The organism is Streptomyces sp. NPDC111516 (assembly GCF_055635345.1).
In genome coordinates, this window is record NZ_JBVKBV010000023.1 from 90,220 (window position 1) to 103,937 (window position 13,718).

General features: G+C 68.6%; 14 protein-coding genes and 2 pseudogenes. 8 read left to right on the top strand and 8 right to left on the bottom strand.

Features of this window, described 5'->3' with window-relative positions:
• The first annotated feature begins 2 nt into the window (after nt 1-2).
• From ACZ7L9_RS31050 to ACZ7L9_RS31060, 3 genes are all read left to right on the top strand, one after another.
• Complete coding sequence (locus tag ACZ7L9_RS31050; protein ID WP_471420411.1) at nt 3-554, top strand: glycoside hydrolase family 25 protein; 552 nt, start codon at nt 3-5, stop codon at nt 552-554.
• A gap of 224 nt (nt 555-778) precedes the next feature.
• The gene (locus tag ACZ7L9_RS31055; RefSeq protein ID WP_471420413.1) at nt 779-1,006 is read left to right on the top strand and encodes a hypothetical protein; all 228 of its coding nucleotides are present in this window, start codon (nt 779-781) and stop codon (nt 1,004-1,006) included.
• A 714-nt stretch (nt 1,007-1,720) separates the two neighbouring features.
• On the top strand, nt 1,721-2,320 hold the full coding sequence (locus ACZ7L9_RS31060; RefSeq protein WP_471420415.1) for a hypothetical protein: 600 nt from the start codon (nt 1,721-1,723) through the stop codon (nt 2,318-2,320).
• A gap of 470 nt (nt 2,321-2,790) precedes the next feature.
• Here ACZ7L9_RS31060 and ACZ7L9_RS31065 read toward each other — a convergent pair whose 3' ends face one another.
• From ACZ7L9_RS31065 to ACZ7L9_RS31085, 5 genes and pseudogenes are all read right to left on the bottom strand, one after another.
• Nucleotides 2,791-2,997: a DUF5988 family protein gene (locus ACZ7L9_RS31065; protein ID WP_471420460.1), complete on the bottom strand. Its 207-nt coding sequence runs from the start codon at nt 2,995-2,997 to the stop codon at nt 2,791-2,793.
• Nucleotides 2,998-3,379: 382 nt separating this feature from the next.
• On the bottom strand, nt 3,380-4,126 hold the full coding sequence (locus tag ACZ7L9_RS31070; protein ID WP_471420416.1) for a peptidoglycan recognition protein family protein: 747 nt from the start codon (nt 4,124-4,126) through the stop codon (nt 3,380-3,382).
• Nucleotides 4,127-4,554: 428 nt separating this feature from the next.
• Nucleotides 4,555-4,950, bottom strand: a pseudogene (locus ACZ7L9_RS31075) (molybdopterin cofactor-binding domain-containing protein); the annotation flags it as partial.
• 266 nt (nt 4,951-5,216) lie between these two features.
• Complete coding sequence (locus ACZ7L9_RS31080) at nt 5,217-5,804, bottom strand: TetR/AcrR family transcriptional regulator (protein ID WP_471420417.1); 588 nt, start codon at nt 5,802-5,804, stop codon at nt 5,217-5,219.
• A gap of 10 nt (nt 5,805-5,814) precedes the next feature.
• Nucleotides 5,815-6,393: a sugar O-acetyltransferase gene (locus ACZ7L9_RS31085; RefSeq protein WP_471420418.1), complete on the bottom strand. Its 579-nt coding sequence runs from the start codon at nt 6,391-6,393 to the stop codon at nt 5,815-5,817.
• 302 nt (nt 6,394-6,695) lie between these two features.
• On the opposite strand from ACZ7L9_RS31085, the gene ACZ7L9_RS31090 reads away from it, so the two are divergent.
• Complete coding sequence (locus ACZ7L9_RS31090) at nt 6,696-7,136, top strand: helix-turn-helix transcriptional regulator (protein WP_471420419.1); 441 nt, start codon at nt 6,696-6,698, stop codon at nt 7,134-7,136.
• A gap of 10 nt (nt 7,137-7,146) precedes the next feature.
• Nucleotides 7,147-7,557 (top strand): VOC family protein, encoded by a 411-nt coding sequence (locus tag ACZ7L9_RS31095; RefSeq protein WP_471420420.1) that lies wholly within the window; start codon nt 7,147-7,149, stop codon nt 7,555-7,557.
• A gap of 320 nt (nt 7,558-7,877) precedes the next feature.
• On the opposite strand, the pseudogene ACZ7L9_RS31100 reads toward ACZ7L9_RS31095, so the two are convergent.
• Together ACZ7L9_RS31100 and ACZ7L9_RS31105 are read right to left on the bottom strand one after the other, a co-directional pair.
• A pseudogene (locus ACZ7L9_RS31100) lies at nt 7,878-8,682 on the bottom strand ((Fe-S)-binding protein); the annotation flags it as partial.
• A gap of 40 nt (nt 8,683-8,722) precedes the next feature.
• Nucleotides 8,723-9,250, bottom strand: coding sequence for a DUF6328 family protein (locus ACZ7L9_RS31105; RefSeq protein ID WP_471420422.1), 528 nt, complete (start codon nt 9,248-9,250; stop codon nt 8,723-8,725).
• 379 nt (nt 9,251-9,629) lie between these two features.
• On the opposite strand from ACZ7L9_RS31105, the gene ACZ7L9_RS31110 reads away from it, so the two are divergent.
• Nucleotides 9,630-9,839 (top strand): hypothetical protein, encoded by a 210-nt coding sequence (locus ACZ7L9_RS31110; RefSeq protein WP_471420424.1) that lies wholly within the window; start codon nt 9,630-9,632, stop codon nt 9,837-9,839.
• A gap of 251 nt (nt 9,840-10,090) precedes the next feature.
• Here the strand turns inward: ACZ7L9_RS31110 and ACZ7L9_RS31115 are convergent, their stop codons facing one another.
• Nucleotides 10,091-11,425, bottom strand: coding sequence for an aminotransferase-like domain-containing protein (locus ACZ7L9_RS31115; protein WP_471420426.1), 1,335 nt, complete (start codon nt 11,423-11,425; stop codon nt 10,091-10,093).
• Between the two features lie 112 nt (nt 11,426-11,537).
• On the opposite strand from ACZ7L9_RS31115, the gene ACZ7L9_RS31120 reads away from it, so the two are divergent.
• On the top strand, nt 11,538-12,338 hold the full coding sequence (locus ACZ7L9_RS31120) for an enoyl-CoA hydratase-related protein (RefSeq protein ID WP_471420428.1): 801 nt from the start codon (nt 11,538-11,540) through the stop codon (nt 12,336-12,338).
• A gap of 341 nt (nt 12,339-12,679) precedes the next feature.
• Nucleotides 12,680-13,483 (top strand): methyltransferase domain-containing protein, encoded by an 804-nt coding sequence (locus ACZ7L9_RS31125; protein WP_471420429.1) that lies wholly within the window; start codon nt 12,680-12,682, stop codon nt 13,481-13,483.
• Nucleotides 13,484-13,718 lie beyond the last annotated feature (235 nt).

Genomic DNA, 13,718 nt, shown 5'->3' on the forward strand with positions numbered 1-13,718 from the left:
TCATGCTGCACGGCATCGACGTCAGTGCGTATCAGTCGTCCTTCGATACGGACGGACTGGACTTCGTCCTCATCAAGGCCACCGAAGGTCGTTCATACGTCAATCCGTATCTGACCTCGCAGGTCAAACGTGCCAGGGACGCGGCATGCGTGGTCGGCTTCTACCACTTTCTCTGGCCGGGCGACATCACGGCCCAGGCGGAGTACTTCGTGAGCAAGGCGCCGGAGAAGGCGGGCGATCTGCTCGCCGTGGACTGGGAGGAGAACGGCGAAGGCACGCGAGCGAGCAACGCCGAAAAGGACCGCTTCATCCGTGAGCTCAAGCGCCTGAGGCCCCATCACAAGGTTCTGCTGTACTGCAACCGCTATTTCTGGCTGCATCACGACACCACGTCGTATGCGGGGGACGGCCTGTGGATAGCCGACTACGTGACCGCGGGTAAGCCCCGGATCCAGGCGTCCTGGCGCATTCATCAGTACACCGACCGGCCGCTCGACAAAGACGTCGCCGCCTTCTCCTCGCGGACCGCCATGCGCGACTGGGCTCGCGGATAGCTGCACGCGCCGTCACGCCCACCCCGGTAGGCCGCGCGAAGCTGTCGGAGCTACAGGTCGAGGCCCTCGCCGTGCAGAAGAAGCTGCTCGCTCCCCTGTCCCGCTCCGAACAGACGTAGCCGGCAGTGCTGTTGAGGTGTCCACGCGCACGTCCAGGAAGGGCCCGACGAGCCGCAGTCAGGTTGCTGAGTGGTTCCCGGTGTCCGGTGCGGCAGACTTCGCGGGTGACCACAGTTGCGGCTCAGCCGCCTCGCGACCATGCACTCGGGCGCGGAATCGTCACGCTCATCCCGCAGGCAGCCACCGCGACCCCGGTTGAACAGGCGGCGGCCGTACTGGTGGCGATGCGGAGCGTTCCGGTCCGGGTGGGAGTCCTCCAGTCCGCCGTGGTGCTCCTGGCGGAGCGGGTGCGGTCGGTGGGGCCCGAGCGGCCGGGCAGCCGGGCCGCATGACGGCGCTCGGAATCGTTGCATCAGGCGCGCTCAGCAGGTGGTACTTACGGGCGGTCAGCCACCGCCTGTGAGCGGCGGTGCGGGTGAGGGCCACTCCGACCCGGCTGTTCTCGACCCGTCGGCCGGGCGGTCGCCCGGGTTGACCAGGCCCGTACCTGCGCCGCTATCCGGACGCCGGGCATTTCTGCGTCGAGCTCAGCCCCGGCCCGTGGCCACGGGCACGGACCCGTCGGCACGTACCGGCCCGCACGCGTATTTGGTACTGCAACGCTTGGTGAAATGTGGCGATCCTTCTGGCCTGCCTGCCGTTCTGCGCAGCCACGACCCGATCGAGGCGATTGCTCGGGTTCTGCGGTGACGGGCACAGCCCGTCTGAGCAGCCAGAACGGGGGCGAGGGTGTGGCAGACGGGTGTTCGGGGTGGTGGCGTGGGACTGCTGCGTGGGTCGTGTCAATGAATGACACGCCGTCATCAGAGTGAGCGGGCTCCAGCAAGTCGCCTGGACAGGCTAACGATATCTCAAGTCCCCTGAATTCAGGACTAGTTCACTTTTCCTCCGATAATATGAAAATAGCATATGGCGTACATTGTGTACCTCGATCGGCGCTCCGGAACCGGCACTCAATACGCCCGATATGACAGGTATGGGGACCGTCAGTACGTTCAATCACGGGTCGGCTGCTCGGCCGCCCCCTCTGAGACAGGAGAAGTGACATGGCTACCCGTTCCACCGTTGTTACCGCCGCTGTCGCGGCCGCTGCGGCCCTGGCCGCCACCGGCATCACCTACGCGTCGGCCGCCACCTCCGAGCCGGCCCAGGCCGCCCCTATCGTCCAGCAGGCCCCCGCCCCCGCTGTCCAGCAGGCCCCCGCCCCCGTCACGGCCCTCGACGGCGGCGACGCCGGTAAGGGCAACGAGGGCAAGGGCAATGAAGGCAAGGGCTACGAGGAGGAGGGTCGTGGCCACGAGGAAGGTCGTGGCCGCGAAGAGGGCCGCCGCCACGAAGAGGGCCGCATTCACGTCAACGAGCGGACGTACTCCGCCGAGCCGGGCGGCTGCATCACCGTCGTCAGCGGCCTCGGTGCCAAGAGCCTCAACATCCGCAACGACAGCCGCCGGGCCGTCGAGGTCTTCCGTGGGGCCACCTGCGACAACGGCGCCCCCATTGCCACCGTCGGACCGCACAGCTCCAGCGACGGGGTGTTCCCGGGGCGCGTCAAGGGCGGCGTGAAGGTCAAGAACGGAGTGGTGGGCAGCTTCCGTGTGATCGAGCGCCACTTCGGCAAGGACCGCGACCGCGGTGACCGAGACTAGTGACCGAGTCACTCGGTTGACGTAGAACCCCGGCCCGCCGGAATCGGGCCGGGGTTCCGCGTCTTTCACGCTGGCCGCTCCATGAGGTGGACCCGGGGGAGCACCCCGTGGTTGAAGACAACACCTGCGGAATTCAGGCGCTTCGTGCCGCCGGAATGCGAGGTGGCCTCACACGGTCCTCGCGGCTGCAAGGTCCCCATACCACTCTGTTCCACGACATGCACTGGCTCTGGCGCCGGGGATCGGTATTGCCCGATGGTCGTGCCGGTGCAGAGCACCCGTGGTGTTCTGCTGTCGGCGACCCGGCGCCTGCGATCCGCCAGTAGGATATCAGGCCCAGGTCCGAAACCCCTGAAGAACGACGGCCGATCCGGGGCCGGGCCTTCTCGTCACATTACACCTGATCGGGCGACAGATGGGGCATTTCCTTGCCCGGGACCGCGCGTCCGGATTCGTACCTCAACCGGTGTTCAACCCGGGATTTCCGTGCGCTCCCACCATTCGTAAACAGGCAATGGGCCGTCCGGTGTTTCCTGGCGGCGTGTGGTGCTCTTGAAGTGCTCGTACCCGCCACGGAACGGGATCTTGAGGTCGACTCCGGGTGTGTCGACGGAGACGATCCGCTCGGGGAGATCGTCTGGGCCGCCCTCAAGGATTGCCTTCGTTGTGTTGGTCATGATGAAAGTTTCCCCGGGAGGGTGGTCCGGCTGTTCCATGACGCGCCGAAGGTCTGGCCGCTGTGTTTCCTCTGGGCATTCCGACAGCATGGCGTTCGACTTGCCGACGCCGGGGATCCGCTGTTTCGGACCCTGCTCCTCGGGCACCGCCGGCACGCGCCACAGCAATTCGCCGACCTTCTCGGAAGTGTCTGGAGTCGGATGCGAGAGGTCAGTTCTGCCGCGGTAGTGGTCTTGCCCGTGTCGAAGCTGCCATTCAGTCAGATAGTCACTCTTCCGACCGAAGCCGGGCCACACTGCTCGTGGAGCTCGGCTCCGGACCTGCCTTGCGCCGGGGTGATAGCAGAACTCACTGATACTGATCACGGAAGGGGGTTCTGGCTCAGCCTCTGGGAAGCCCGGAATTCAGTGACGGCCGACGGACGGAATGACTGCCGGGAAGTCCCCTGGTGTCGCCGAGGTTTTGGAGGCCGGCGGGAAGGAGAGTACCGATGGGTGCTTGTGGGGATCGGTTCTGGAGACTGGCAGCGAGGTTCCGGATCGCGGGTAGCCGTGCGAGGAGTGCTTCCCCGGGGCAGCTGGTGGCATATCCGTCGCGGTGACCGGAAATGGCATCGAATTGGGTCGAAGTGCCTTTGGGGTAGCGGCTCTTGTCGTTCGTCGATGTGAGTCGCACCTTGCTGGTCGGGTCGATTCCGCTCAGGCCGAGTTTCCACGCGGCGAGGGCCGCGATCGCGTGTTCCATGGCCGGTGGTACGGGGGTGCCCCGTCCGAAGGTGCCGATCGCCGCGATCCCTGTGGTGCCGTGGTTGAAGCCGAGGGTGTGGGAACCGATGACGGGGCGGTCGGCACCGCCGGCTCGGCCCTCGTAGATATTGCCGCAGGTGTCGACGAGGAAGTTGTAGCCGAAGTCTCCCCAACTGCGGTCACGAGTCTGGCCCGTATACAGGTTGCGCAAGGTACGCGGGACGTTGGCACAGTCGTAGCCGTTGGGGGTATCGGTGTGATGAATGAAGACCGCCGTCACCCTTTCCGCGTAGTGGGCATGGGCGTCACGCCTGGTTTCGTCGGCTCGCCACTGCGTACGCGGCACGATGGACGGCCGCGGTGCTCCACGGGGAAACGCCACCGAGGTGGCTCCCAGGGCCGCGAACGGACGTGTGGAATCGGCAGTCGGCCTGGGAACTGATCCGGCCGACCACACAGATGGCGGCCTTCGCGGCGTCGTCTCGCCGACAGCACCTGCCTTCGTCAAGCCGGGCGGCGCCGCGAGGAGAGACACCGCCATGGGGGCCGTGACCCACAGCGATGTTCGGAACAAACGCACAGGGAAAACCTTCTTCGTCTTTCGCCGGCAGGACGGCCGGAGCGCGTATGCCCACAGCTTTGCGGCGGGAGGTTCGTCGCGCGCGCCGGGTTACTGCGGACAGGCGAGCGTGCCGGCACGCCTGCTGCCAGATCGGACTACGTGACGCGTCCGGGCGGCCGGCCGTCCCGGAGTGCCCGGACACCCACAGGTCGCACACACCGACTTCCACGCAACCACCGGAGATGGAAACCCGAGGGGTGGGTGGCCGCCGCCGTTCCGGTCCCGAGCAGCCGGCGCCCCTCACGGCGCAGGCCGGGTCGCGGGTCCCGGTGTGCCCAGCCGAACCTGCGGGCGCCCTCCTCGAAACAGGCGAGCACGTTTCGGCTGCTGAACAGCAGCCCGGGCACGGGACCAGCGCCGGGATCCAGCCGGCCGTCGGCGTCGGCACCGAGCCTGATCCGCTGCGCAGTGGGGCTGCGGAATCTAACGAGGGAGAACATCTGGCGTCGAGTCAATACGACCTGGACCGGACGGTGCAGGACGGTCGTGGCCATCACGGCGGCCACCTGGTGCGGGCTCAGGCCGTTGGGTCCGAAGGCGCCGCCGACGTGTTCGGACCGCACCCGTACGGAGGCCGGATCGATCGGATGGACCTCCCGGACACCGAGGTGCTTCTCGCCGACCCCGTGGGTGCCGAACTGCCCGAGCGTGGGCTGCCGGGACCGGGTGCCCGAGTCCGCTTGGGGGCAGGGGTGGTCACGGTTCCCCTTCACGCGCTGGTCGGCGGTTCTCCAGGCAGTGACGAGGGGACGCGTCACTGCGCGGGAGGGATACGCCATCGTCGTACGGGGCGAGGGGTGCCCGGCCGGCGCCATGTCAGGTGAGTGCCGGCCGGGCGGTCTCATGTGGGTCAGCCGCCGTCGGGGCGGTCGGCCGATCCTCGTACCGCTGTGGGTTCCGCGGCAGTGATCCGGGCGATGGCCTCGACGGTGAGGGCACGGTCGTGCGGCTCGGTGTCCAGAGCGCGGTGGATCGAGAGGCCCTCGATGAGGGCGTCGAGCTGGCGGGAGGTGGCGGGGGTGAAATGCTGCTCGAGAATCTGGCGGCTCCGGCGCATCCACTCCCTGGTGAGCTCACGGTAGGCGGGCTGCCGGGCAGCCAGCGTGTACAGCTCATGGGTGAGGACCAGCTGACGCCGGTCGCCGCCGGAAAGATGGTGGACGAGTTCGACGACCGCTTCGCGTGCCTCGTCGGGGTTGACGGCGGTCCCCAGACACTCCTCGAAGACATCGGTGATGGTCGCGGCGAAGCGGGTGAACGCCTCACGCAGCAGCTCGTCCATGTTCTGGAAGTGATACGTCATCGAGCCGAGCGGGACGCCGGCCCGGGCAGCGACCTTGCGGTGGGAGACGCCGGCGACGCCTTCGTCGGCGATGAGGTCGAGCGCCGCGTCGATGATGCGCTCGCGCCGCTCGGGATCGATACGTCCGGTGGCCACCCTTGTCCTCCTAGATCGAGCGGACCACTCGCGCCGGGTTGCCCACGGCAACGACGTTCGGCGGGATGTCCTTGGTAACGACGGCCCCGGCACCGATGACACTGTTGTCCCCGATGGTGACTCCGGGCAGGACGATCACGCCGCCGCCGAGCCAGACACTGTCGCCGATGGTGATCGGCTGGGCGGCCTCCAGCTTGTCACGCCGTGGCTGCGGCTCGAGGGGATGGGTAGGGGTCAGCAGTTGCACGTTCGGACCGATCTGGCAGTCCTTGCCGATCCTGATCGGAGCGACGTCGAGTGCGGTGAGGTTGTAATTGATGAAGGTTCCCTCGCCGACGCTGATGTGGCTGCCGTAGTCGACGAACAGGGGAGGCCTGACACGCACACCCGCACCGAGACTGCCGATGAGTTCCCCGAGCAACGGTTGTGCGTCATCCGGGTCTTGCAGATACGCGGCCTGATACTCGGTTGCCAGGCGCAGCGCGCGCTGCTGTGCGCGAGTGTTCTCCGGGTCGTCGTCGATGTAGAGGTCTCCGGCGAGCATGCGCTCGCGGTTGGTACGGGGGTCCCCGTAGAAGTAGTCCTTCATAGGTACGATCGTACACAGTGTAGTGTACGTTCGTACGCCTGAAGTGTACGAACGCACGTCCACCACTGCCTGGACGGCCGGTGGGTCGGTCAGCACTGCGGCGTCGGCTCCGGACGGCTCTGTCCGTCGACACGGACGGGGCATCGTGCCCGGCGTGGGCAACGGTCGGTAGGCGCCACCGGGCGACCATCCGTTCCGCGGTTCACAGCAAGGCCCTCGTGATCGGCCAGTGCCCGCAGCCGGTGCTCAGCCTGTCGGTGCAGGTCGGCGGGTTGCTCACGGAGCGGGTTTACTTTCGTGGCATGACCCCGCAAGACCTCGCCAACCTCGCGCATCTGCGCCGGGCCCGGGATCTGATCGACCGCGAGTACTCGCGCCCGCTCGACGTGCCTACGATGGCTCGCCACGCCCTCATGTCGCCGGCGCACTTCTCGCGACAGTTCCGGGCCGCCTACGGGGAGACTCCGTACAACTACCTCATGACCCGCCGCATCGAGCGGGCGATGGCGCTGCTGCGCGCGGGAATGAGCGTGACCGAAGCGTGCATGGCGGTCGGCTGTACCTCGCTCGGCTCGTTCAGCTCGCGATTCACCGAGCTTCTGGGGGAGTCGCCGAGCGCGTACCGCATCGGGGAACACCGCGCCGTGACTGCGATGCCCGCGTGCGTGGCGAAGGTACGCACCCGGCCGACCAGAGACGCATCGAGCAGGATTCGAGAAGCGGCCCGCGATATCGCCACCTAGCGTTGGGCGCATGAACATCGCACTCCAGTACTGTCACATCACCGTCAACGACCCGGACGAGTCGCTCGCCTTCTACCGTGACGCGCTCGGCCTCGAGGTGCGCAACGACGTCGCCTCGGGCGGATTCCGCTGGGTCACCCTCGGCAGCGCGGCCCAGCCGGACCTCGAGATCGTGCTCTCGGAACCGCACGCCGGCCGATCCCAGGCCGATGGCGACGCGCTGCAGGAACTGCTCACCAAGGGTGTCCTGCCGAACATCGTCTTCCGCACCGACGATCTCGACGCGGCCTTCGAGAAGGTGCGGGCATCCGGCGCCGAGGTGCTGCAGGAGCCCGTGGACCAGCCCTGGGGCCCGCGTGACTGTGCGTTCCGCGATCCCTCGGGCAACATGGTGCGAATCTCGCAGGGGTCGACGGCGTAGCTTCAGCCGCGCCGGCTCGGTCACGCGGCACGGCGCGCCGAATGGTTCTTGACCGAGTGTTTCGTCCAAGGGCTCCGGATGTGTCGGACGGCGGATCCGCCGAGGCAACGGGTGTTTTGTGACGAAGGCGACGACGGACGAGGGGGCCCGCAGTCCCGGCGGTGCAGGCAACCGCCGCGACCGTCGGCGCGACCCGGCCGGGCCACACCCGGCCGTGCCGGACGCCCCGGCCTACGGGCGGATCCGGACCTGACGGTGTGCGGGCCGGCTGCGCCGGCGAAGCAGACGAATCCGGCCCGCCCCACGGCTCGAGGCCCTCGTCCGGGAGCGGCATCTCGCACGGCGGGCAGCACGCCCAGCTCGCCCACCTGCATCGACACCTCGTGGTGGCCACGTTCGAACCCGAAATTTCCGGCGAGACCGCAGCAGACCTCGTCCAGGACATCGGTGTCCATGCCGGCGCGGTGCATCAACTCCCGGTCGGCGTCAAACTTCCTTACCGCGTGCTGGTGGCAGTGCGTCTGCACTGTGGCGGCACGGGTGAGGCGCGGTGGCTGCCACCCTTCGGGGGCATCGGCGCGAAAGACGGCGCAGGAGGGCTCCAGGCGGACCACGGGAGTACCCGCCTCGAGCCACGGCCGGAGCACGTCCACGGTGCGGCTGAGGACTCGTTTCGCGGTCGCCAGTTGGCCAGTGGAAATCCAGGTCAGATCGCAGCAGACGGTCTGGGCCGGCACCACCACCCGGAACCCGGCACCCTCCAGTACGCGTACGGCCGACTTGGCGACGTTCGGGTGGAAGTAGTTGCTGAAGGTGTCGGGCCACATGACGACCGTGCGCCCATCGGCCGGATCCGGCTCCGGGACATCTCGCTGCGCCCACCACTGGACGAAGGACTCATCGGCGAAGACCGGAGTATCACGTTCCACTGCCACACCGGCGAGGCGCTTGCCGAGCCCGGCCAGCCCGGGCGCATGCAGTACGGCATTGACCATGCGTGGCGCGACACGCGAAAGGCGCGCCCACAATGGCAGCCGGCCCATCGAATAGTGCGCGGCCGGACGCAGCCGTCCCGCGTAGTGGTGGGTGAGGAATTCCGGCTTGTAAGGTGGCCATGTCGACGCCGGTACATGCCCCTCTGCGGGTGCTCCGGGGAGGGGGTCCATCACTGCACGCGTTCAAGGTGGCGCCTGAGAACGAACGGCAGGGCAAGCCAGCAGCACGCGAACCAGCTCAATACCCCCACGGCGATGACCCACGCGAAACCGGTTCCCAGCGCGACCCGGAGCAGAAGAAGCACGGCGCAGACAATGGCACCGGCCAGCAGGCCGAGCCCGGTGGCGATCAACCGCCCTGTCACGCGGACCAGCTGGGGCTTTCGCCGGTGGCCGGCAAGTGTGCGGTGGAAGGAGACCGGCGCGACCAGCGCCCCGGTTGCCAACGCGCCGAGTACCACCGTGACTACATAGAGACTCCTGTCGAACGAGCCCAGCTGCGCAAAACGAGGCGTGAAGACGACACTGAGAAGGAATCCGAACAAGATCTGCGCCCCGGTCTGTGCGACCCGCACTTCCTGCAACATCTCGCTCCACTGGCGGTCGGCCCGCGCATCTGTGGATTCATGCCGCCCGAAGCCGTGGTCCCTGTCGCCCTCGGGATCACCATCGTGATGCGCTCGCGCTTCGTTTGTCATGGTTACTCCTTCGGAGTCGGCACGCTCCAAACTCCTGGAGGCGGTTCTTGGGCGCCGCTGTGCGGCTTCGCCGGGTTTCGCGCACAGAGCACTCGCAACTACAGCAATGACGCCTGTTCTTCCTTCCCACTATGGCGGATTCATCTACCTCACAGCGTCCGACCGCTGACCGCCGGCGCTTCGTCCAGCCGCTGATCCCAGGTCAGCCCCGTACTCACCCGCATTCAGGCATTCGCAGAAACGCGGCCCAGGCCGGGGACTCCGTCCGGGCCGCGGGGAGGAGCCCACACATACTCGTGTGGCGGGTGTATGTCAGCCCCTCGCGGGATCGCCCGTCCTGCCGCGCAGGGCGAGTCGCTGTGTGTGCGAAAGGACCGTGGTGAACCTCCGCGAGGTGCGGACCGCGGCACGCGCGCCATTGGCGCCGGGCGCGCCGCTTGCCGGGTCCGTGGTCGCGCACGACGACGTCATTCGCGGACTCCTCGATGACGAGCCCGAACCGGAAATCCACGTCGCGTTCGGCGTTACCGCGACCTCGTACCTGGAGGACCGTCTGGCCGACCGGCTCCTCACAGGCTGGGGCGCCTGAGGGGGAAACTGTCGGCGCTCGCCCCGTCGGGACGGCCGCGGGGTCGTCCCAAGAGGCGGTTCGGGCTGTCCGGAGGGAACCGGGAAGCACGGCCCGGTCTTCTGCAGCGGGAGTAAGCTTATGGCTGGCGAACTCGCAGAGCCCTCCGCCCCCTTCCTCGTCAAGACGCCGGGAGTCTACGCACCGCAGTGCGACACCCAGCTGCTGATGGCGGTTCTTGACCGGCAGGGTGTCCGCCCCGGGGCCGATGTTCATGGGGGGATCGCCTCGATGGCGTCCCGCAGCCGGTGCAACGCCGACCTGAGTTCGTCCCGTGGCGGGGTGGCCAGCGCAAGTCGGAGCGCTCGCGGACGGTAGGGGCCGGTGGCGAAGGCGTCCGCGGTGGACACGAGGATCCCTGCCTCCGCGAGCACGGCCGCAACGTGGTCGGCACGTTGGTGCGGCTCCAGGCCGAGCCACATGACGTAGGAGACGGGGTGGGCCGTGAAGTCCAGCCCGGCGAGCGCGGTGCGGGCGATGTCCTGGCGGGCGGCGGCATCCCTGCGACGATCATTCTCCCACTGGGTGACCGTGCCGTCGGCGAGCCAGCCGGTGGCGAGCGCGGTGACCAGGCCGGGAGCGCCCCAGGCTGCCACACGCAGGCTCCTGGTGACACTCGCGATGTGACGGCCGGGGAGTACGGCGAAGCCGAACCGAAGGCCGGGCGCCGCGTTCTTCGACAGGCCGGCGACGTAGCAGGTCCGCTCGGGTGCGAGGACTTGCAGGGGAGGCGGCGGCGTCACTTCGAGGAATGCGTATGTGCCGTCCTCGACGATGACGCAGTCGTGCGCGCGGGCCGTGGCGACGAGCCGGTCGCGGTGGTCCCGGTCGAGCACCCAGCCCAGAGGGTTGTGCACGGTGGGCATCGTGTAGATCGCGTGAACGGGCCGCGACCGGCACAGACGCTCGAGCGCGTCGAGGTCCGGGCCGGCCGCCGTGACCGGCACCGGAGCCAGGTCGAGGCCGTGCGCCGAGGCCGCCAGCTTGATGCCCGGGTAGCTCAGCGCGTCGACGGCCAGCACGTCGCCGGGTCGGGTCAGGGCGCGCAGCACGGTATCGAGCGCTTGTTGGGTCCCGCTCGTCAGCAGCACGTTGTCCGGCGCCGTGTCGATCCCCCGGTCCAGCAGGTAGGTGGCCACGACCGCGCGGTCGAGCCGACGGCCGCCGGGCGGGTCCTGGCGCAGCAGCGCGTCGAGTTCGCCCGCCACCGAGAGCGCGCGCAGGGCCTGCCGCAGCACATCGGCCTGGCCGGGGGCGAGCGGCTGGTTGAACGACAGGTCGGCCACCCGCGGCACGGGCAGGGTGCGGGACGGTTCGATCCCGTCGTAGCCCGCCGGCACCCGGACGAACGTCCCTCGCCCCGGCTCTCCCACGACCAGGCCCATACGGGCGAGTTCGGCGTAGACCCGGGTGGCCGTGGCCAGCGCGATCCGCCGCTCGCGCGCGAGATCGCGGTGGGTGGGCAGGCGGCTGCCCGCCGGGATCGCGCCGCGTCTGATCGCCGCGGCGAACTCGTCGACGATGGCTTTGTAGGACGGCGGCCGCACGTGGGTACCGGCTCCCAACCTGTACTACCTGTATCCAGGACAATAGATGGAGCGTCCTAGATTAGGGCTCCTAACCTGGGCCCGTCCATGCCCAGGCGAAACGGAGTACGGCATGACCGTGCATATTGACCACAGCGGCGATCCCGTCGTCACGCTCACCATCGACCGGGAACGCAAGCTCAATGCCCTCGACTACCCGACCATCGACGCGCTGCTCGCGCACCTCGACCGCATCGAGTCCGACGACTCCGTGCGGGCGGTTGTCCTGACCGGCGCCGGGCGCAGGGCGTTCAGTGCGGGCGCGGACATCCCGTCCCTGGCGGGGAGCATCGCCGGTGGAACCGAGCGCGCGCTGCGCGAGGTCGTCCGGCGAGGACACATGCTGACCCGGCGGATCGAGGAGTTCCCAAAGCCGGTGATCGTCGCCGTCAACGGCCTCGCTTACGGCGGCGGGTGTGAGATCACCGAGGCTGCCCCGCTTGCGATCGCCGCCGAGCACGCCACCTTCGCCAAGCCCGAGATCTCGCTCGGCTTTCCGCCCCCCTTCGGCGGCTCTCAGAGGCTGCCGCGGCACGTCGGCCGCAAGCGCGGCCTGGAGATGATCCTGACGGGCGACCCGGTGTCGGCCGCCGAAGCCGCACGCATCGGCCTCGTCAACACCGTCGTACCGGCTGGCGAACTCCTCGACGCCACACGGGACTTGGCTGCGCGGATCATCCGGCATGCGCCGACGGCCGTGACAGCCTGCCTGCGTGCGGTCACCCGGGGCGTCAATCTCCCGATCGACGAGGCCCTCGCTGTGGAGGCCGCCTGCTTCGCCGCCACCGTGCCGACCGACGGCGTACGGACCGGTCTGCGCAGGTTCCTGGACCGTACAGCCGTCTCCGACGTGCCGTTCACCCAGGCGAGGTGAGCGTCTTGCCCGGCCCGGTGCACCGCGCGCAGCGCCTCCCCGAGCTCGACCGCCACGGCCCGTAGGGCGAGCTGGGGCAGCATCCCGTGCTGCTGCACCCAGCCCGTGAGCCAGGGCGCGGCACGTACTCCGTGGCCGGCCACTGAGGCCGCTTCCCCGCGGGACCGAAGCCCACAACCGACACGGCTGTGGCTCCTGTGGAGGGACACCACGACTTGGGGTGCTTGCTGTCGAGCGCCCCCAGCCTGCTGTCCGGAACATGCGGCCAGTAGATCGCGGGCAGATCATCGGGATGGTGGCTGTGCCGAGCCCGCTCTACGTTCGTCTGTCAGAATTGCGACATGGCTGAGTACGACACCGACCGCGGCTACCTTCTGGACAACAAACAGTCCGAGGCGGGTATTCGCTTCGGCGCCCTCGCCGAGTTGTTCGACCCGGTGACGTTCCGGCACGTCGACCAGCTCGGGATCGGTGCCGGTATGCGGTGCTGGGAGGTCGGCGCCGGCGGTCCCTCCGTACCCCTCGGGCTGGCCGAGCGAGTCGCCCCGAGGGGTACGGTGATCGCCACCGACATCGACGTGTCCTGGACCCGGGACATCGCCGGCGGCGTCATCGAGGCGCTGTCCCACGACGTGGCGGTCGACCCGCCGCCGCCCGGCGGCTTCGACCTCGTGCACGCCCGGCTGGTCCTGGTACACGTCACCGATCGCACCGAGGCCCTGCGCCGGATGGTCCAGGCGCTGCGACCCGGCGGCTGGCTGCTTCTGGAGGACGCCGACCCCAGGTTGCAGCCGTTGCTCTGCCCGGACGAGTCGGGTCCGGAACAGCGGCTCGCCAACCGGTTGCGGTCCGGCTTCCGCACCCTGATGGCGGCGCGCGGCGCGGACCTCGCGTACGGGCGGACCCTGCCCAGGGTGCTACGCGAAGCCGGCCTGGACGATGTGCAGGCCGACGCGTACTTCCCGATCACCTCGCCGGCGTGTTCCGTGCTCGAGGACGCGACGGTGCGACAGATCCGCCACCGCTTGGTGGAGGAAGGGCTCGCCACCGACGAGGAGATCGACCGTCACTTGGCGAACGTTGCCACCGGGCGACTCGACCTGGCCACCGCTCCGATGATCTCCGCGTGGGGACGCCGCGCTTAGCCCCCCGACTGCCCATGAGAGGGCGATCAGAAGCTGTCGTTGAACCCAGGCCCAGGTCGTGGCCGGCTGGGTGATCCGGCCCCCGACGCGACGCTGCTGTCGCGGTACGCGACGACACTGGCGGCGCGAGTGTGCGCGATGGTTCGAACGGCTGTTGCCGGTGTGGCTCCGGCTCGGACGTACGGCGACTCATACGGAACGACCGACGCCTCCGGAACCGCCTGACGTCCCGGCA

Excerpts from the sequence above, each read along its gene's own strand:
- ACZ7L9_RS31125 (WP_471420429.1), top strand. The coding sequence starts at position 12,680 with ATGGCTGAGTACGACACCGACCGCGGCTACCTTCTGGACAACAAACAG.
- ACZ7L9_RS31085 (WP_471420418.1), bottom strand. The coding sequence starts at position 6,393 with ATGAAGGACTACTTCTACGGGGACCCCCGTACCAACCGCGAGCGCATG.
- ACZ7L9_RS31050 (WP_471420411.1), top strand. The coding sequence starts at position 3 with ATGCTGCACGGCATCGACGTCAGTGCGTATCAGTCGTCCTTCGATACG.
- ACZ7L9_RS31105 (WP_471420422.1), bottom strand. The coding sequence starts at position 9,250 with ATGACAAACGAAGCGCGAGCGCATCACGATGGTGATCCCGAGGGCGAC.
- ACZ7L9_RS31065 (WP_471420460.1), bottom strand. The coding sequence starts at position 2,997 with ATGACCAACACAACGAAGGCAATCCTTGAGGGCGGCCCAGACGATCTC.
- ACZ7L9_RS31090 (WP_471420419.1), top strand. The coding sequence starts at position 6,696 with ATGACCCCGCAAGACCTCGCCAACCTCGCGCATCTGCGCCGGGCCCGG.
- ACZ7L9_RS31060 (WP_471420415.1), top strand. The coding sequence starts at position 1,721 with ATGGCTACCCGTTCCACCGTTGTTACCGCCGCTGTCGCGGCCGCTGCG.
- ACZ7L9_RS31120 (WP_471420428.1), top strand. The coding sequence starts at position 11,538 with ATGACCGTGCATATTGACCACAGCGGCGATCCCGTCGTCACGCTCACC.
- ACZ7L9_RS31095 (WP_471420420.1), top strand. The coding sequence starts at position 7,147 with ATGAACATCGCACTCCAGTACTGTCACATCACCGTCAACGACCCGGAC.